At 74.3% G+C, this 18963-nt stretch carries 14 protein-coding genes; 5 read left to right on the top strand and 9 right to left on the bottom strand.

Going from position 1 to position 18963, the window contains the following annotated elements; all coding sequences use genetic code 11:
* Positions 1–4: 4 nt before the first annotated feature.
* From ACTJIY_RS07100 to ACTJIY_RS07075, 6 genes are all read right to left on the bottom strand, one after another.
* Positions 5–1081, bottom strand: coding sequence for an LLM class flavin-dependent oxidoreductase (locus ACTJIY_RS07100; protein ID WP_440673985.1), 1077 nt, complete (start codon positions 1079–1081; stop codon positions 5–7).
* Entirely contained in the window at positions 1078–2517 is a 1440-nt protein-coding gene (locus ACTJIY_RS07095; RefSeq protein WP_440673984.1) for an LLM class flavin-dependent oxidoreductase, read from the bottom strand. The genes ACTJIY_RS07100 and ACTJIY_RS07095 overlap by 4 nt, the downstream gene beginning before the upstream one ends.
* The gene (locus tag ACTJIY_RS07090; protein WP_440673983.1) at positions 2514–3314 is read right to left on the bottom strand and encodes an ABC transporter ATP-binding protein; all 801 of its coding nucleotides are present in this window, start codon (positions 3312–3314) and stop codon (positions 2514–2516) included. Before ACTJIY_RS07090 ends, ACTJIY_RS07095 begins: the two co-directional genes overlap by 4 nt.
* Positions 3290–4153, bottom strand: a complete 864-nt coding sequence (locus ACTJIY_RS07085; protein ID WP_374615374.1) for an ABC transporter permease — start codon at positions 4151–4153, stop codon at positions 3290–3292. Before ACTJIY_RS07085 ends, ACTJIY_RS07090 begins: the two co-directional genes overlap by 25 nt.
* Positions 4150–5295, bottom strand: a complete 1146-nt coding sequence (locus ACTJIY_RS07080; RefSeq protein WP_440673982.1) for an ABC transporter substrate-binding protein — start codon at positions 5293–5295, stop codon at positions 4150–4152. Before ACTJIY_RS07080 ends, ACTJIY_RS07085 begins: the two co-directional genes overlap by 4 nt.
* 517 nt (positions 5296–5812) lie before the next feature.
* A complete protein-coding gene (locus ACTJIY_RS07075) occupies positions 5813–8380 on the bottom strand; it encodes an ATP-dependent Clp protease ATP-binding subunit (protein WP_087472769.1) in 2568 nt (855 codons plus the stop codon).
* A 277-nt stretch (positions 8381–8657) separates the two neighbouring features.
* Here ACTJIY_RS07075 and ACTJIY_RS07070 point away from each other — a divergent pair, with 277 nt between their 5' ends.
* The 3 genes from ACTJIY_RS07070 (at position 8658) to ACTJIY_RS07060 (ending at position 12334) form a co-directional block, all read left to right on the top strand.
* Positions 8658–9305: a hypothetical protein gene (locus ACTJIY_RS07070; RefSeq protein ID WP_440673981.1), complete on the top strand. Its 648-nt coding sequence runs from the start codon at positions 8658–8660 to the stop codon at positions 9303–9305.
* A gap of 249 nt (positions 9306–9554) precedes the next feature.
* Positions 9555–10508, top strand: coding sequence for a universal stress protein (locus ACTJIY_RS07065; RefSeq protein ID WP_440673980.1), 954 nt, complete (start codon positions 9555–9557; stop codon positions 10506–10508).
* A 50-nt stretch (positions 10509–10558) separates the two neighbouring features.
* Complete coding sequence (locus ACTJIY_RS07060) at positions 10559–12334, top strand: ABC transporter ATP-binding protein (RefSeq protein ID WP_440673979.1); 1776 nt, start codon at positions 10559–10561, stop codon at positions 12332–12334.
* Positions 12335–12509: 175 nt separating this feature from the next.
* On the opposite strand, the gene ACTJIY_RS07055 is transcribed toward ACTJIY_RS07060, so the two are convergent.
* Positions 12510–14372, bottom strand: coding sequence for a VaFE repeat-containing surface-anchored protein (locus tag ACTJIY_RS07055; RefSeq protein WP_440673978.1), 1863 nt, complete (start codon positions 14370–14372; stop codon positions 12510–12512).
* A gap of 237 nt (positions 14373–14609) precedes the next feature.
* Positions 14610–16685, bottom strand: a complete 2076-nt coding sequence (locus ACTJIY_RS07050) for an ABC1 kinase family protein (RefSeq protein ID WP_440673977.1) — start codon at positions 16683–16685, stop codon at positions 14610–14612.
* 119 nt (positions 16686–16804) lie between these two features.
* Between ACTJIY_RS07050 and ACTJIY_RS07045 the strand changes: the two genes are divergently transcribed.
* Positions 16805–17137 (top strand): cupin, encoded by a 333-nt coding sequence (locus ACTJIY_RS07045; RefSeq protein ID WP_253055346.1) that lies wholly within the window; start codon positions 16805–16807, stop codon positions 17135–17137.
* 89 nt (positions 17138–17226) lie between these two features.
* Here ACTJIY_RS07045 and ACTJIY_RS07040 read toward each other — a convergent pair whose 3' ends face one another.
* The gene (locus ACTJIY_RS07040; RefSeq protein ID WP_440673976.1) at positions 17227–17709 is read right to left on the bottom strand and encodes a hypothetical protein; all 483 of its coding nucleotides are present in this window, start codon (positions 17707–17709) and stop codon (positions 17227–17229) included.
* A gap of 113 nt (positions 17710–17822) precedes the next feature.
* Here ACTJIY_RS07040 and ACTJIY_RS07035 point away from each other — a divergent pair, with 113 nt between their 5' ends.
* A complete protein-coding gene (locus ACTJIY_RS07035; protein ID WP_440673975.1) occupies positions 17823–18881 on the top strand; it encodes a LacI family DNA-binding transcriptional regulator in 1059 nt (352 codons plus the stop codon).
* Positions 18882–18963 lie beyond the last annotated feature (82 nt).

The following is an 18963-nucleotide window of genomic DNA, read 5'->3' as shown; positions in this document are numbered from 1 at the left end:
TCGGTCAGTCGCGCAGGAGCGGGAGGAGCTGGGTGCCCTGGCGCTCGATCTCGCGCAGGTACGGGGTGTCCGACAGGACGAAGTGCGTGACGCCGAGGTCCTGGTAGCGCCGCAGCGACTTCGCGACGTCCTCCGCCGAGCCGACGAGCCACGTCGTGCCCGCTCCCCCGCCGCCGAACCGGCCGGGCGTCGTCCACAGGTTGTCGTCGAGCACCTCGCCGCGCGCCGCGAGGTCGAGCAGGCGCTGCTGCCCGACGGCTGTGCTCCGCCCCCGGTCGCGCGCGGACCACGCCTCGCCCTCCTGCGACCGCGCGGCCAGCTCCGCGACCTTCGCCTCGGCGTCGGCCCACGCCTCCTCGGTGGTGTCGCGGACGAACGTCGTGATCCGCAGGCCGAACTCGAGCGGCGCGTGCTCACGCCCGAGCTCGGCGCTCAGGCGCTTCAGCCGGTCGATGCGCTCCGCGATCCCGTCGAGCGGCTCGCCCCAGAAGAGCTGCACGTCCGCCTCGGTCGCGGCGACCCGCTCCGCGGCCTCCGACGCGCCGCCGAAGTAGATCCGCGGGTGCGCGCGGCCGTCGCGTGCCACGGGGCGCGGACCCAGCCGTGACCGCGTCACCGAGAAGTGCTCGCCCGCGTACGTGACCTCCTCCTGCGTCCACAGGCGGCGCACGATCTGCAGGAACTCGCGCGTCCGGGCATACCGGTGCGCGGGGTCGGCCTCGCCGTCGCCGTACGCCTCCTGCCCGTCGGTGCCGGACACGATGTTGACGCGCAGCCGGCCGCCGCTGAGGTGGTCGAGGGTCGCGGCGGCGGACGCGAAGTGCGCGGGCCGCCAGAACCCGGGCCGGATCGCGACGAGCGGCTCGAACGTCGTGGTGCGGGCCGCGAGCGCCGTCGCGACGGTGAACGTGTCGGGACGCCCCCAGCTCGTCCCGAGCAGCGCGCCCGCGAACCCGTGGCGTTCCAGCGCGTGCGCGTGGTTCGTCAGGGTGTCGAGGCTGTTGTGGCCCTCGGTGGTGTCGTCGCCGCGGTGGCCCGGACGGACCTGGTTCGGGACGTACCAGAGGTGCTCGGCGCTCACGCGAGGGCCTCCTCGAGGACGCGCGCGCCGCCGTCGGGCACGGGGCCACCGGGGGCGGTGCCCGCGGTGGCGGGGTCGACCTCAGCCGCTCGTGCGTACCGGTTCGCCGGCCGCTCGAGCCCGTAGTGCTCGCGCAGCGTCCGTCCCTCGTACTCCTCGCGGAACAGGCCGCGCTCGCGCAGCACGGGTAGCACGTGGTCGACGAACTGCTCGAGCCCCGACGGCAGCACCGCGGGCATGATGTTGAACCCGTCGGCGGCCTCGGCGTCGTACCAGTCCTGGATCGCGTCGGCGACCTGCTCGGGCGTGCCCGCGAACGTGCGGTGCCCGCGCCCGCCGCCGAGCCGCCCGATGAGCTGGCGCACCGTGAGCCGCTCGCGCCGCGCGAGCTCGACGATCAGCGTGTACCGGCTCTTGGCCCCCTCGATCTCGTCCTCGGTGGGCAGACCGTCCGGCAGCTCGCGGTCGAGCGGCAGGTCCTCGGGCGCGAGCCGCAGCGTCTTCGCGAGCTGGGCGCGCGCGTACTCCGGGACGATGAGCTCGTCGAGCTCGCGCTCCTGCGCGAGCGCGTCCGCCTCGGTCGACCCGATGACGGGGACGATGCCGGGCAGGATCTTCACCGTCCCCGGGTCGCGGCCGACGGCGACCGCCCGGGCCTTGAGGTCGGCGTAGAAGTCGCGGGCGTCGTCGAGCGTCTGGTGCGCGGTGAACACCGCCTCGGCGTAGCGCGCGGCGAGGTCCTTGCCGTCCTCCGACGACCCGGCCTGCACGATGAGCGGCCGCGCCTGCGGCGAGCGCGGCGTGGTGAGGGCGCCGTGCACGGAGAAGTGGGTGCCGACGTGCGCGGGCCCGTGGATCTTGGCCGGGTCCGCCCAGACGCCCGCGGCCTTGTCGGCGAGCACGGCGTCGTCCTCCCACGAGTCCCAGAGCTGGAACGCGACGTCGAGGAACTCCGCCGCGCGCTCGTACCGCACCGCGTGGGCGGGCTGGTCGTCGAGGCCGAAGTTGCGCGCGATGTCCGGCCCCGCCGTCGTCACGACGTTCCACCCCGCCCGACCGCCGGAGACGTGGTCGATCGACGCGAACCGCCGCGCGAGGTTGTACGGCGAGTTGTACGTCGTCGACGCCGTCGCGATGAGGCCGATGCGCTCGGTCACGGTCGCGATGGCCGTGAGCACGATGAGCGGGTCGAGCGACCCCGCCGGGCGGCGCCCGACGTCGGACCGCAGCCCCGGCCCGTCGGCGAAGAAGATCGAGTCGAGCCTGCCCGCCTCCGCGATCTGCGCGAGGCGCTGCAGGTGCGCGATGTTCGTCGACGTCCACGACGGGTCGCTCTCCGGCAGCCGCCACGACGCCTCGTGGTGGCCCGTGCTCATGAGGAACGCGTTGAGGTGCAGGCGCCCCGGGCGGTGGCCTGCGGAGTCGTAGCGGGTCATGCGGCGGTGTCCTTCCTGTCGTCCCGGACCACGCCGAGCGCGTCGAGCAGCTCGGTGCGGAGCCGGGAGAAGCGGGGGTCGGCGGGGTCGCGCGCCTCGCCGGGGCGGTAGCTCTGGTCGATGCGGCGCTCGGCCGCGATGCGTCCCTCGTCGAGCACGACGACGCGGTCCGCGAGGACGATCGCCTCGTCCACGTCGTGCGTCACGAGCAGGACGGCGGGGCGGTGCCGCGCGCACAGGTCGCGCAGCAGCGCGTGCATGCGGATGCGGGTCAGGGCGTCGAGCGCGCCGAACGGCTCGTCGGCGAGCAGGAGGCGCGGCGAGCGCACGAGCGAGCGGGCGAGCGACACGCGCTGCTGCTCGCCGCCCGAGAGCTCGTTCGGCCACGCGCGCTCGCGCCCGGCCAGGCCGACCTCCGCGAGGCTCGCGCGGCCGGCGTCCCGCGCGGCGCTCCGCCCGCGCGCCCCGGCGTCGAGACCGAGCACCACGTTGTCCAGCACGCGCGCCCATGGCAACAGCCGCGAGTCCTGGAAGACGACGGACACCTGGTCCGGCACGACGACCTCGCCCGAGCCCGCGACCCCGTGGTCGAGCGCGGCGAGCGCGCGCAGGAGCGTGCTCTTGCCCGAGCCCGAGCGACCCAGGATCGCGACGAACTCGCCGTCGTCCACGGTGAGGTCGAGGTCGTCGAGGATGCGCTGCTCCCCGTACGACCGCACGAGCGAGCGGACCCGCACGGCCGCGCCGTCCGCCGTCGGGCGGTCCTCCACGGTCAGTCCTCCAGCGTGCGCCGCCACGACAGCACCCTCCTCTGCAGGAGGCGGACGGCGAGGTCCGCGGAGTAGCCCAGCACGCCGTAGACCACGAGGCCGACGAGGATGATCTCCGTCTGCCCGTACGTCCGGGCGAGCTCCATCATGTAGCCGATCCCTGCCGTCGCGTTGACCTGCTCGACCACGACGAGCGCGAGCATCGACCCCGTCACCGCGAACCGCAGCCCGAGGAAGAACCCGGGCAGCGCGCCGGGCAGGATGACGCGACGCACGAACTGCCACCGCGAGAGCTGCACCGTCTCGGCGAGCTCGACGTAGCGGCTGTCGATCGCGCGCAGGCCGTTGTGCGTGTGCAGGTAGATCGGGATGAACACGCCGAGCGCGATGGTGATGACCTTCATCTCCTCGCCGATCCCGAACCACAGGATGAGCAGCGGCAGGAGCGCGAGGTTGGGGATGGCGCGCTTGACCTGGATCGGGCCGTCGAGCACGGCGTCGCCGAGCCGGCTCAGCCCGGCCGCGAGCGCGAGCACGACGCCCGCGACGATGCCGAACGCCAGCCCGAGCGCGGCGCGCGTCAGGGACACACCGAGGTGCGCGCCGAGCTTGCCGTTCGCGACGAGCTCGGCACCCGTCGTGACGACCGTCCACGGTGCGGAGAGCACGCGCGGGTCGATGAGCCCCGTGGCGGAGCCGACCGACCAGACGCCCACGAGCAGCGTCACGCCGACGAGCGCCGCGAGCGGGATCGGCCGGCCGAGCCCCAGGCGTGTGCCGCGGGGGCGCACGTCCGCGGTCGTCGCGGGTGCGGCGTCGAGCCTCGGGGCCGCGAGGTCCACCCGGTCGACGACCGCCGCGCTCACTGCGCTCCCCCGTCCCGCGCCGCCGCCGCGGCCTCACCCGCGACGGGACCGAAGCGCTCGTCGAACAGGTCCGTCGCGTCGAACGGCTCCTGGTCGAGCTCGGTCGCGAGCAGGTCGATCGTCGCCTGCGTGCGCTCGATGCCCTCGGTCAGGTCGGACGGGATGTCCGGGACCGGCGCGTGGTCGATGAGGTACTGCGCGTCCTCCTCGCTCAGCCCCTGGTCCTCGACGTAGTACCCCTGCTTCCACTCCTCGGGGTGCTCGTCGATCCAGACCTTCGCCGCCGCCCACGCGGCGACGTACTCGCGCAGCGCCGCGGCCTTGGCCGGGTCCTCGACGACCTCCGTCGGGCCGTAGAGGTGCGAGGCGTCGTCGCGCAGGTGGTGCTTGACCGACGTCGCGCCGTCCGCCTCGTAGGTGGCCAGGTAGCGGAAGAGCTGCGTCCCGCCCAGCGGGGCGACGTCGACCTCGCCCGCGGCGAGCGCCGTCGAGTACACGTCGCCCGTGCTCGGCAGCTCGACGAGCTCGACGTCGTCCTGCGTGAGACCGGCCTCCTGGAGCGCCTTGAGCACGATCGCGCCCTGCGCCTGGCCCGGGCTGAACGCGATGCGGTGGCCGCGGAAGTCCTCGAGCGAGTCGAGCTCGACCCAGGGCGCGCCCGCGAACTCGTAGATCGGCGCGTCCTCCCAGTTCTCCCGGTAGATCGACGCGTAGATCTGCACGTCCAGTCCCGTCCACGTCGCGTGGATCGGCGGGATCTCCGCCACCGCACCGACGTCGAGCGAGCCCGCCCGGAACGCCTCCGTCGTCGCGGGGCCGCCGGAGATGTTGGCCCACTCGACCTCGAACGAGAAGTCGCTGTCGAGGTCGTCGCCGGCGAGCTCGAACGCCTTCTGCGTCGTCGGGTCGCCGATGCGCAGGACCGTGCCCTCGGGCACCTCGGTGGGCAGGTCGGCGTCGGCGGCGAGGGCCGCGCCGTCCGCCGGGTCCGTGCCGCCGGACGCCTGCGCGGCACCGCACGCACCCGTCGCGAGGAGTGCGACGAGGCCGAGCGCGACGGCGGTCGCGCCGCGGCGGCCGGACGGACCCGCAGACGGGCGGCCGGGCGGAGCGGAGGAACGGACGAGCGGGTGTGCGGGCATGGCGAGTCCTCTCGGGGAGAGCGCACGGGGGCATGCGGACGCCGCGTGCGGGAGGCGAGGTGGTGAACGGGCCCGACGGCGGCCCGGGCGGCCGTCGGTCAGTGCGTCGACGTGCTCAGCGGCACGGGGTCGGACGACACGCAGCCCGACGGCGCGGGCGCGCGCTCAGCGCGCGGCGACACGCGACGCCGGGCACGCGCCCGGCATCGGCGGCGGGGACGGCGACATGGCCCCCCGGTGTCGTCTGCATGCGGGCGACTGTGCCAGCGCGCGCACGCCACAGGAAGGGCACCCGCACCCCGTCCCACGACGAGGACGAAGGTAACGCCGTGCAACGTCGTCGCATCCCTCACCGCGAGGTAGGACCAGCGGTCTCGAGGTGGTACCCGCGGAGCTCTACGTCGCGACCGCTGGTTCTACCTCGCGCGTCCTCCGCTCTCTCTCGGCGGGACGACGACGGGCCCCGACCCTCCGGGTGGAGGATCGGGGCCCGTGTGTCAGGCGTTTCAGGAGTGCGTCACTCCGCGCCGGCCTGCAGCTCGCCCGTCGGGGGCAGGTCGCGGACCGAGACGCCGGTGGGGGCGTCGAGCGCGGCGGCCGCACCCACGCTCACCGGGCCGCGGTCGTGCTCGCCCTTGGAGACACCGCGGAAGGTGAACTCCCCGAGCAGGCCCTCGCCCTCCGCGTCGACCAGGACGATCTCGCCGGCCTTGAGCTCGCCGAACAGGATCTTCTCGGAGAGCACGTCCTCGATGTCGCGCTGGATCGCGCGGCGCAGCGGACGCGCACCCAGGACCGGGTCGTAGCCCTTCTCCGCGAGGAGGTTCTTCGCGGGCTGCGTGAGCTCGATGCCCATATCCTTGTCCCGCAGGCGGGTGTCGAGACGGGCGATCATGAGGTCGACGATCTGGATGATCTCGGTCTGCGAGAGCTGCGGGAAGACCACCACGTCGTCGACGCGGTTGAGGAACTCAGGCCGGAAGTGCTGCTTGAGCTCGTCGTTGACCTTCGCCTTCATGCGCTCGTAGGACGTGACCAGGTCACCGCCGGCGTTGAATCCGGTCTGGACGCCCTTGGCGATGTCCCGCGTGCCGAGGTTGGTCGTCATGATGATGACGGTGTTCTTGAAGTCCACGACACGGCCCTGCGAGTCGGTCAGGCGACCGTCCTCGAGGATCTGCAGGAGCGAGTTGAAGATGTCCGCGTGGGCCTTCTCCACCTCGTCGAACAGGACGACCGAGAACGGCTTGCGCCGCACCTTCTCGGTGAGCTGACCACCCTCGTCGTACCCGACGTAGCCGGGGGGCGAGCCGAACAGCCGCGAGACGGTGTGCTTCTCGGAGAACTCCGACATGTCGAGCTGGATGAGCGCGTCCTCGTCCCCGAAGAGGAACTCGGCGAGCGCCTTGGCCAGCTCCGTCTTCCCGACGCCCGTGGGGCCGGCGAAGATGAACGACCCGCCGGGGCGCTTGGGGTCCTTGAGGCCCGCACGCGTACGGCGGATGGCCTGCGACAGCGCCTTGATCGCGGCCTCCTGGCCGACGACGCGCTTGTGCAGCTCGTCCTCCATGTTGAGCAGGCGGCTGGACTCCTCCTCGGTGAGCTTGAAGACCGGGATGCCCGTGGCCATGGCCAGGACCTCCGCGATCAGCTCCTCGTCCACCTCGGCGACGGTGTCCAGGTCACCGGACTTCCACGCCTTCTCCTTGTCGGCGCGCTTCGCGGTGAGCTGCTTCTCCTTGTCGCGCAGGCCGGCGGCCTTCTCGAAGTCCTGCGCGTCGATCGCGGACTCCTTCTCGCGGCGTGCCTCGGCGATCTCCTCGTCGAGCTCCTTGAGCTCCGGCGGGGCGGTCATGCGCCGGATGCGCAGGCGCGCGCCCGCCTCGTCGATGAGGTCGATCGCCTTGTCCGGGAGGAACCGGTCGTTGATGTACCGGTCCGCGAGCGTGGCCGCGGAGACGAGCGCGGCGTCCGTGATGGACACGCGGTGGTGCGCCTCGTAGCGGTCGCGCAGTCCCTTGAGGATCTCGATCGCGTGGTTGAGCGACGGCTCGGCGACCTGGATCGGCTGGAAGCGGCGCTCCAGGGCCGGGTCCTTCTCGACGTGCTTGCGGTACTCGTCGAGCGTGGTCGCGCCGATCGTCTGCAGCTCGCCGCGCGCGAGCATCGGCTTGAGGATGCTCGCGGCGTCGATCGCGCCCTCGGCGGCACCCGCCCCGACGAGGGTGTGGATCTCGTCGATGAACAGGATGATGTCGCCGCGCGTGCGGATCTCCTTGAGCACCTTCTTCAGGCGCTCCTCGAAGTCGCCGCGGTAGCGCGAGCCGGCCACGAGCGCACCGAGGTCGAGCGTGTAGAGCTGCTTGTCCTTGAGCGTCTCGGGCACGTCGCCGCGCACGATGTCCTGGGCCAGGCCCTCGACGACGGCGGTCTTGCCGACGCCGGGCTCACCGATCAGCACCGGGTTGTTCTTGGTGCGGCGGCTCAGCACCTGCATGACGCGCTCGATCTCGAGGTTGCGCCCGATGACCGGGTCGAGCTTGCCCTCGCGCGCGGCCTGGGTGAGGTTGCGCCCGAACTGGTCGAGCACGGCCGAGCCGGACGGCTGGCCCTCGGCGGGGCCGCCCGCGGCGACGGGCTCCTTGCCCTGGTAGCCGGACAGGAGCTGGATGACCTGCTGGCGCACCTTGTTGAGGTCGGCGCCCATCTTGGTCAGGACCTGGGCGGCGACGCCCTCGCCCTCACGGATGAGGCCGAGCAGGATGTGCTCGGTGCCGATGTAGTTGTGGCCGAGCTGCAGCGCCTCGCGCAGCGACAGCTCGAGCACCTTCTTGGCGCGCGGCGTGAACGGGATGTGCCCGCTCGGGGCCTGCTGGCCCTCGCCGATGATCTCGGTCACCTGGGTGCGGACGCCGTCGAGGGAGATCCCGAGGGACTCCAGCGCCTTGGCCGCGACACCCTCGCCCTCGTGGATGAGGCCGAGGAGGATGTGCTCGGTGCCGATGTAGTTGTGGTTGAGCATCCGCGCCTCTTCCTGGGCGAGGACGACGACCCGACGGGCTCGGTCTGTGAATCTCTCGAACATGTGCTGCTCCTCGTGAGCGGCGTACACCTGCCCGCCGGACGACGGGTACAAGCCTGACCGCATTGACTCTATGCGGTTCGAACGAGCCGCACCCCCTCCGTATGCCGTTGTTCGCCAGGGGCGTGAAAGAGGGGTCGGGCCGTGACCTGCGGGGCCGCCGGACGCCGTCGTGCGCAATCACCCGGCCCGACACGCGCGCGCCACGTTGACCGCGGCGCGCACCCCGTGCAGGCTCGGGAGTGCGCCCCGCACGGACGCCAGAAGGGTGGCGAGAGCGATGCACCAGCCGGACCAGCAGCCCGAGGACCCCGCCGCGCCGGGAGCCGACGAGCGCGACGCGCCGTCGGTGGGCGCGCCCGCGACGTGGGAGCAGGTCGTCGCCCGGTTCCACGGCGTCGTCGCCGAGGTGGACGACCCGCTGACCTGGGGCCTCGACCTCGACGAGGAGACGCTCACGGGGGCCGGCCACGGCGCCCACGACCCGGCGGAGGAGCGGTTCCTGCGCTCCTACGTGTCGTTCACCGGCGAGACGCTCGACCTCGAGACGCTGCGCGTCCTGGCCGCGCACGACGAGCAGGCGGAGGACATCGTCCGCACCGCCCTCAGCGGGGCGCTCGCCGCGCCGCTGCACTCCGACACCCCGGGCGACGACGACTTCCTCGACTCCTACCAGGAGTACCGCGCGGCGATGCGCGCGATCGTCGAGGAGGTCGACGTCGCGCCGGTCACGCGCACCACCTTCGTGGTCGACGGCGAGCCGCAGGCCTGCCTGCACGTCACCGTGCGGGAGCACGCGGCGGTGTACGTCCCGCTGGAGGACCGGGCGCTCGTCGTCTCGGGTCCGGCCGACCTGCTCGCGCGCGTGGACGTCGTGACCCGCCCGCTGCGCAACATCCTCCAGGACGAGCCCGAGCCGAGGTTCTGACGCCCGACCCGGGCTTGCGGTCACCCCTGCTGCCGAACCCGGGGATGCGGATGGGTTCGGCGTCGGCACGGACGGCGACCCCGGGTTCGGCGACCGTCCGGTGACCCTCGTCCGTCGGTCCGGGACCGGCGTCCCGGGCGGAGCGCGGCGGCGCGGCCTAGGGTCGAGTCAGCACCGGTGCCGGGCGGCGGCGCCGGGACAGCACGCCGACGGCGCACGCGGTCGGCCGACCGGGCGGAGGTGGCGCAGATGCGCGGCGTGATCGTCGGTGTGGACGGGTCGGAGGAGTCCGGCGGCGCGCTCGACTGGGCGCTGCGCGAGGCGGCGGACCGGGGCGTGCCGCTCACGGCCGCGCTCGCGTTCGAGTCGCGGCAGGGTCCGGGCGACGGCCCGGACGCGGCGGCCGAGGAGAAGCGTGCGCTGGTCCAGGAGTGGCTGGACGCCGCGCACGCGCGCGCGGGCCTCGGCCCGGACGCGGTGACGACCACGGCCGTCGCCGAGCGCGGCAGCCCCGCGGCGGTCCTGCTCGCCCTCGCCCAGCCCGGGACCGCCCAGCCCGTCCAGGACGACGTGCGCCCCGACCCGGGCGACGGCGACCACGCGGACCTGCTCGTCGTCGGGCGCTGCGGCCGGGGACGCCTGGGGCGCATGGTCCTCGGGTCGGTGCCGACCGCCGTCGTGCAGCACGCGACGGTCCCGGTGACCGTGGTGCGCGGCACGCCCGACGTGCGGCACGAGCACGCGCGGCCCGTCGTGGTCGGAGTCGACGGGTCGTCGACGTCGGTCCAGGCGCTGCGGCACGGGGCGGACGTCGCGCGGCGCACGGGCGCGACGCTCGAGGCCCTGTTCTGCTGGCAGATCGTGTCGCTCGCGCCGCTCCCCGACTCGTGGGGGTGGACGCCGCCGATCGACGACTACGAGAAGTTCGCCTCCCAGAAGCTCGACGCCGCGCTCGAGGCCGCGGGGGTCGACCTGCCCGACGACCGCCTCGTGCGCACCGTGCAGCACGTGCACGCCGCGAAGGGGATCATCGAGGCGTCGTCGCACGCAGAGCGGCTCGTGCTCGGCAACCGCGGAGTCGGCGGGTTCGACCGCCTCCTGCTCGGGTCCGTGAGCCGGCACGCGGTCGAGTACGCGCACTGCCCGGTCACCGTCGTGCGACCCCCGGACGCGACGCACCCCTCGGGCGCGCACGACGCCTGAGGGCTTCGCCCCTCGAAACGATTCGACGCGGCCCGTCCCGCGGGTGGACGATGGGGCGCGTGCAGATCGAGGACACCTACGACGGCTCCCGACCCGTCCGCACCGTCACCCGGCTCTTCGCGCCCCAGCGCGGGCGGCTCGCCGCCGCGGCGCTCGCGTTCGCCGTCAAGCACTCGCCCGTGTGGGTGATCCCGGCGCTCACGGCGACGGTGATCGACGTCGTCGTCGAGCACCGGCCGCTGCGCGAGCTGTGGGTCACGGGCGCGGTCATGCTCGGCGTCGTCGCGCAGAACCTGCCGCTGCACACGCTCTACGTACGGTGGCTCTCGACCGCCGTGCGCACGGTCGAGAACGGGCTGCGCATGGCGCTCTCGCGCCGCCTGCAGGAGCTGTCGATCGGCTACCACCGCCGCGTGAGCGCGGGCGTGCTCCAGGCCAAGATCGTGCGCGACGTCGAGAACGTCGTCGAGGCGTCGCGCACCACGTTCGACTCCGGCATGGCCGCGCTCACGACGCTCGTCGGCGCGGTCGTGCTGACGGCCGTGCGCGTCCCGGAGTTCCTCGTGATCTTCGCGCTCACCGTGCCCGCGGCGGCCTGGCTCGTCGTCGCGATGCGCCGCCGCATGACCACCCGCAACGCGGCGTTCCGGGCCGAGGTGGAGAACATGTCCGCGCGCGTCGCCGAGATGACGCACCTCATCCCCGTGACGCGCGCGCACGCGCTCGAGGAGCGCGAGCTCGACCGCATGGGCTCGGTGCTGCACCGCGTGCGCGAGGCGGGGATCCGGCTCGACGTCGTCAACGGGCGGTTCGGCGCGCTGTCCTGGATCGTGTTCCAGGTGCTCTCCGTCGCGGGGCTCGTCGGCGCGGCGTGGGTCGCGTGGACGCAGACGTTCGCGGTGTCCCCCGGCGACGTCGTCATGCTGTCGAGCTACTTCGTCACGCTCACCGCGTCCGTGACGGGGCTGCTGAGCCTCGCTCCGATCGTCACGAAGGGCCTGGAGTCCGTGCGGTCCATGGGCGAGGTGCTGGGCGAGCCCGACGTCGAGCGCAACGCCGGCAAGCGCGTGCTCGACCACGTCGAGGGTCACGTCGCGTTCGAGGACGTCACGTTCGCGTACGACGACGTCCCCGCGCCGGGCGAGGAGCCCGCCCTCGCGGTCGACCACCTCTCCCTGTCGGCACGGCCCGGCGAGACCGTCGCGCTGGTCGGGGCCTCGGGGTCGGGCAAGTCGACCGTGCTCAACATGGTCATCGGGTTCCTCGCGCCGACGTCGGGGCGCGTCCTCGTCGACGGCGTGGACACCGCGACCGTCGACCTGCGCTCCTACCGCCGGTTCCTCGCCGTCGTGCCGCAGGAGTCGATCCTGTTCGAGGGGTCCGTCCGCGACAACGTCACCTACGGCAGCCCCGAGCTCACCGACGCGGCCGTCGAGCACGCGCTGCGCGACGCGAACGCGTGGGACTTCGTCACCGAGATGGGCGGCCTCGACGCCGTGATCGGCCAGCGCGGCGGGCGGCTCTCCGGCGGTCAGCGCCAGCGCCTCGCCATCGCCCGCGCCCTCGTGCGCGACCCGCGCGTGCTCGTCCTCGACGAGGCGACGTCGGCCCTCGACACGACGTCGGAACGGCTCGTGCAGGAGGCGCTCGGGCGGCTCATGCGCGGTCGCACGACGTTCGTCGTCGCGCACCGGCTCTCCACCGTCCGCGGAGCCGACCGCATCGTCGTCATGGACCACGGCCGCGTCGTCGAGGTCGGCAGCCACGACGAGCTCGTCGCCGCCGGCGGGGCGTACGCGCAGATGCACGCGACGCCCGCGGCCTGAGCGCCGCCGGCCGACCGGCCCGCGATCGCCTCGGCCGGCGGCCCGACCTCGTCCGGACCGTCCGTCCGTCGTGGGGCCGGGGAGAGGGAGGGCGTCGCGCCCGGCACCGAGGGGCCTCGGGACCTGCCCGCACCCCCTGGGCGGGCAGGTCCCGAGCCGGCGTGACCGGGCAGGGTCAGGCTCGCGCTCGCGCGCGTCGGACGAGCACGAAGGCCGTGCCGAGGAGGAGCAGCGCGGCGGCCCCGACGGCGGCGCCGGTCATGCCGACGCCGGTCGCGGGCAGGTCGCCCTCGGTCGGGCTCGCCGCGGTCACCGGCGCGGCGTCGATGGTGACGGTCTGCGCCGCGTCGTCGAGGTCCGTGTGCTCAGCGACCGGGACGGCGGCGGTGTCGGTCCCGGCACGGAGCTCCTCGAAGGCGACGAGCGTCTCACCGGCATGGCCCGCGGGAACGACGAACGAGACGTCGACCGAACCGTTCGGCTCGGCCGGGGTGAACGTCGTCGACCCCGTGATGCCCGTGCCCGTGCCGTCGGACTTGCGCACGAGCTCACCGGTCACGGTGTACTCGGTCCCGGGCACGAGGTTCTGGTAGGAGACCGTGTCGACGACGGTGCCGCCGTCCCACGGCAGCACGCGGTCACCGTCCGCGGAGTCGACGAGCGACGTCCCGATCACCGGGGCCGGCGTCTGCGGCAGCGCCTCGATCGTCACCGTCTGCGCCGCGTCGTCGATGTCCTCGTGCACGGCGACCGGGTCGCCGGTCGTCTCCGTGCCGACGCGCAGCCGCTCGAAGGCGACCAGGGCCTCGCCCGCATAGCCGGCGGGGACGACGAACGAGACCTCGACGGAACCGTTCGCCTCGGCCGGCGTGAACGTCGTCGAGCCCGTGATCCCCGTGCCGGTGCCGTCGGACTTGCGCACGAGCTCACCGGTCACGGTGTGCTCGACCCCCGGCGTCAGGTTCTGATAGGCGATCGTGTCGATCACGGTGCCGCCGTTCCACGGCAGCACGCGGTCACCGTCGGCCGAGTCGACCAGCGAGGTCCCGATCACCGGATCGGCGGCGGCGGGCACGGCGGACCACGACGCCGAGGCCTCCGCGCTCGTCCTGGTGGTGCTCGGGGTCACCAGGACGATCGTCTGCGCGTGATCGCTCCCGGTGGGAGTGCCCCCGGTGACCGTCGGGACCGAGATGATCCTGCCGGTGCTGCTGGAGCCGGCCGCCGTCACCCGGACCACGGCCTCGCCCGCCGTGGTCGAGTCGCGCAGGTCCAGGAAGAGCTCCTGCCCGTCGACGACTCCCGCCAGGTCGACCGGGCTCCCGCTCCCGTCGGTGACCGCGACCGTCGGGTCGACGGACACGGAGACCGTGGGCTGGTTGGTGCTCACGACGAAGGGGCCCACGAGAGACCCCGCGCGCTGGGGTGCGACCGGAGCCGAGATCGACGCGGTCACCTCCAGCTCCGCGGGGGTGAGCCCGGGGCTCGCGTTGGCACCCTCGACGAGGTACCAGTACGCCGCCTCGGAGGCAGGCGTCTCGAAGTTCCACGCCGCGTCCCAGGTGAGGTCGGTGTACCGCCAGATCGCGTACTGCGTCGCCTCGATCGCGTCATTCCGGGAGATCCCGGGAACCCCCGCAGCGACGCCGAACTCCTCCAGGCTCAACGCCGGGTAGCTGTGCGCCAGGACCCAGAGAACCTTGCCCTGGACCGCGGGATCCGTGAAGTAGTTCTCGCCCAGGTACTCGTCGAGGTCACCCACGGTGCCGACGACCCCGGTCCGCGCGGAGACGTCGTGCTCGAGGCAGTACGCCCAGTAGTCCACCTCCCCGGTCGGCGTGCCGTCGGACCGGATCGGGAACAGGCCGGTGCCGCCGTACCCCTCCCTGCCGCCGACATGGACCGTGTCGCCCGGCTCGACGTCAGCCGCTGCCGTGACCGCACCGGGAGCGAGGACCGCACCCAGCGCGAGCACCACGGCGGCGAGCCACCGCCCTTCACGGCGAGCTCTCCGCGCACCCGTGTCTGTCATCACCATCTGGACTCCCTCTGTGCTCGTCTCCGTCGATCGGCTCTTCGTCGGGCTCAGCCCTCTCTAGAGACGCTGCACGTCGGGATCATGACGCGAGACCCCGCGCCGGATACCCCGGACGCCGGGTGAAAACACGGCGCCGCGGTGCACGGGGCGTCCGACGCCGGGAGTGAGGTCCCCGCCGGCCAGGACGATGCCGAGCGAGCCGCACGGACCGGCAGCCGCGACGGGCGTCCCGCCAGGTCAGCGCGTCGAGCCGCCTCCCGGTCCCGTCCCGCGGAACGCGAACACGAGGACGCGCACGGCCAGGACGGTCCCCACGAACCCGAGCGCCGCGCCGAGGACGGCGAAGAGGCGCAGGCCCTCGACGAGCTCGGGGCCGGAGTCCGCGGAGACCAGCACGACCGCCGCCACGACGGCCGCGGCGGCGATGACGGTGGACACGACCTGCTGCACGAGGCCGGTGACGAACGCGCGGTCGTCGGGGTGGGCGAAGGAGCGGACGGTGACGGTGAGCCGCCCGGCCTCGACGTCGCTCGTGATCTTGGCGAGCCGGCGCGGGAGCCGTTCGAGCTCGGGCGCGAGGCCGAGGAAGAGGCTCGTCGCGCGCTCGCGCAGGCCCTCCGGCGTGACGACGCGCCGCACGAGCGGCTGCGCGGTCGCGCGGGCCCCGGCGACGAGGTCGAACCCGGGGTCGATGAGACGCAGCGTCCCCTCGAGCGAGGTGAACGTGCGGAACGCGGCGGCGACCTGCGAGGGGACGGCGAGCCCGGCGTCGGTCACGAGCCGGAAGAGCGCGGTGAACATCGCGCCGCTCGCACCCTCGCCGCGGAACCTCACGATCACCTGCCCGACGGCGCGCTCCAGGCGGCGCACGTCGAGGTCCGCCGGGGCGTCGAGCAGCTCGAGCAGGGCGTCGGTCGCGGCGACGGCGTCGTCGGCGTCGACCGCGAGCAGCACGGCCGCGAGCGCCAGGCGCTCGGGCTCGCCGAGGCGTCCGACGGAGCCCATGTCGAGGAGGCCGAGGCGACCGTCGTCGGTGACGAGCACGTTGCCGGGGTGCAGGTCGGCGTGGAACGTGCCCGCGACGAGCACCTGCTCGAGCGTCGCGGTGAGGAGCCGGGAGGCGAGGTCGGAGCGCACGGCGTCGTCCAGGCCCGCGAGCACGTCCGCGGCGCGGCCGACGGGAGCACCGTCGAGCCGCTCCATGACGAGCAGCGTCGTCCCCGAGAGCTCGGGGTAGACCTCCGGGACGCGGACGCGCGGACCCACCGCCGCGTCGCCGCCGTCGCCGTCTGGACGCCGCTCCCCCACCGCATCCCGCGCGAGCGCCGCGCGCAGCGCGAGCGTGTTCTCCAGCTCGACGGTGTAGTCGAGCTCCTCGCGCAGCGACGCCGCGAAGCCATCCGCGAGGTCGACGACGCCGAGCGACCGCCCCCACGCGGTGTCGCGCTCGATGCGGCGCGCGAGGCGGCCGAGGATCGCCAGGTCCGTCTCGACCTGCGCCCGTGCGCCGGGCCGCTGGACCTTGACCACGACCTCCCGCCCGTCGGGCAGCCGGGCCGCGTGCACCTGCCCGACCGAGGCCGACGCGAGCGGCTCGGGCGAGAACTCGGCGAACGCCTCGTCGATCGGGCACCCGAGCGCTCCCGTGACGGCCGCCTCGACCTGCGGCCACAGCGCGGGCGGGACCTCGCTCTGGAGGGTCGCGAGCGCGTCGGCGAACGTGGCGGGGAGCAGGTCGCGGCGCGTCGAGAGGACCTGGCCGAACTTCACGAACGTCACGCCCGCGTCGCTCAGGGCGTCGCGGAGCGCGGCCGCCTGGCGGCGCTGGTCGGTGCGCGAGAGCCGCGACCCGTCGGGCTGCCGCGCGCCGCGCGTGAGCGCCCCGCCGAGGCCGTGCCGGACGCCGATCGCGAGGATCTGCGCGTACCGGCGGGTCTCGCGACGCCCCTGGCGCAGGCCGCGCAGCGCGCGCCACGGGCCGGGCACCGACCCGGTCGGCACCAGCAGCTCGAGCACGAGCAGCACGCACAGCCCGAGCACGAACGCCCAGGCGAACGCGAGGACGATCGCCACGAGCGCGACGCCGGGCGCGACGGTGAGCGTCCCGTCCGGGCGCGACCAGCCGACGTCGAGCAGGCCGTTGGTGAGCACCCACGACGTGACGGTGAGCATCGCCAGCGCCACCACGGCGGAGCGGATCCAGCCGACCGCGGCCCCCATGACGCGCCGCGCCGTCGCCGCGAGGAGGACGAGCATGACCACCGTGGAGACGACGCCGACGAGACCGATGAAGAATCCGGAGACGACCTGCATGACCGTCACTCTTCCCGACGGTGCCGCGGATCACCACCACACCCCCCGGCGCGCCACCGGGACGCGCACCGCGTCGCCCGGCGCGGCATGATGGAGCTCCCCGACAGGTCGGAGCCCCGATGACGAACGTCGACCTTCTCACCGACGCCCACCTCACCCACGCCCGGACCTCCCCGAACGGGCGCAGCGCCGAGGTCGTGCTGCACGACGGCCCCCTGCGTCAGACGATCCTCGCGCTGCGCGCGGGCGTCGAGCTCGGCGAGCACAACTCGCCGCCCGCGGCGTCGATCCAGGTGCTGCGCGGCCGGGTCCGCGTCACCGCGCTCGGCGAGGGCGACGTCGAGCTGGGCACCGGCGAGCTGCGCGTCCTCACGCACGAGCGCCACGCGGTGGGCGCGCTCGAGGACTCGGCGTTCCTCCTCACGACGGTGACGAGCATCCCGGACGCCTGAGCGACGACGCGCGACCTCCGTCGCGCCGCACCCGGGTTCTCGCGTCACCGGGGCTCGGCCGTGCCGGCGACCCCGGGTTCGGCGGGTCGTCAGCGCCGGACCGCCAGTGCCGCGAGGGTGAGCGCGACGGCGTCCTCCGCGACGGCGCCCGGCCAGTCGGGACGCGACCCGCCGGCGAGGCGTCGCCACGCCGCGCCGCCCCACGTCCCGGCGGCGGCCCCCGCCGCGCCGGCGACCGCGGCGGCGACGACGCCCGCGGGACCCGTGCGGCGTCGGGCCAGCAGGACTCCGCCCAGCGCCCCGCTCGCGAGGCGGAACACCGGTCCGGGCGGGTCGAGGCGGCTCGGCGTCTGCGGAAGCTTGTCGCCCACCAGCTCGCCCGCGACCCCGGCAGCGGCCGTGCCGCGCACGAGCACGCCGACAACACCCGGGTCGTCGCCCCCGACCCAGCCGCCGAGCACCGGCGCCGCGACGCCGAGGCTGCTGCGCGACCCCGCGGCGACGCCGAGCGCGAGCGCCCGGGCGAGGAGCGTCGTCGTGCCGGGTGCGGGTGCTGCGCCATGAGACGTCATCGGGTCCTCCTGCGGCTCGTCGGCCGTGCGGCTCGGTGGGCGGTCCTCCCGAACGTAGCCGCTCCGGGCGCGGCCCACCCGGGCTGCGGGAGCGGTCCCGCTAGCCTGGGTCCGTGCCCGGACCCACCCTGAGCGAGGTCGCGCGCGACGCCGGCGTCTCCCTCGCGACCGCCTCCCGCGCGATCAACGGGAGCGCGAACCGCACGGTGCGCCCCGACCTGCGGGAGCGGGTGCTCGCGTCGGCCCGCCGGCTGGGCTACTCGCCGGACCCGAGCGCGCAGGCCATGGCGCGCGGCCGCACGACGAGCGTGGGCCTCGTGGTGCACGACATCGCGGACCCGTACTTCTCGTCCCTCGCGGCGGGCGTCGCCGACGCGGCCGACCGCGACGGGCTCATCGTCACGCTGACGAGCACACGGCACTCGCCCGAGCGGGAGCGCGCGTTCGTCGAGCTCATGGACCGCCAGCGCGCCCGGGCCGTGGTGCTCGGCGGCGGGCGGCTCACCGAGGACGCCGACGGTGCGCTGCGAGGCGCGCTCGAGCGCTACCGCGCGTCGGGGGGCGGGGTCTCGCTCGTGGGCCAGCCGCTCGGCGACCTCCCCGCGGTGGAGATCGCCAACGCCGACGGCGCCGCGGACCTCGCGCGCGCCCTGCACGGCCTGGGCTACCGCGCGTTCGGCGTGCTCGCGGGGCCGGGGGGCCACCGCACCGCGGTCGACCGGGCGCGCGGCTTCACCGAGGCGCTGGCCGCCCTCGGCTCGCCCGTCGCCGCGGACGCGGTCGTCGAGTGCGCGTTCACGCGCGACGGCGGCCACGGCGGGATGAGCGAGCTGCTCGACCGCCTGGGGAAGGGTCTGCGCGGCAGGGGCACCCCGCCCGTCGCCGTCTTCGCGGTGAACGACGTCATGGCGGTGGGGGCGATGGCCGCGGCCCGCGAGGCGGGCCTGCGCGTCCCCGAGGACGTCGCCGTGGCGGGCTTCGACGACATCGTGACCCTGCGCGACGTCACGCCGGCGCTCACGACGGTCCGCATCCCGCTCGCCGAGGTCGGGGAGCAGGCGCTCGCGCTCGCGCTCGCGCCCTCGCTCGCCCCGTCCGACGACGACGCCGCGCCGCAGCGGGTCGTGGTCCGGGGCGAGGTCGTGCTCCGGGAGTCCACGCCTCCGCTCTGACGCACCCCTGTTGACGCGGGAAAACGGCTCCCCTACGCTCGCGGAAAGCGCATTCCGCCCGCCGCCCTGCCGAGGGCCCGAC

This window comes from Cellulosimicrobium sp. 22598, from assembly GCF_052044445.1.
Taxonomy (GTDB): Bacteria; Actinomycetota; Actinomycetes; order Actinomycetales; family Cellulomonadaceae; genus Cellulosimicrobium; species Cellulosimicrobium cellulans_G.
This window is presented reverse-complemented; position numbering and strand designations above follow the sequence as displayed.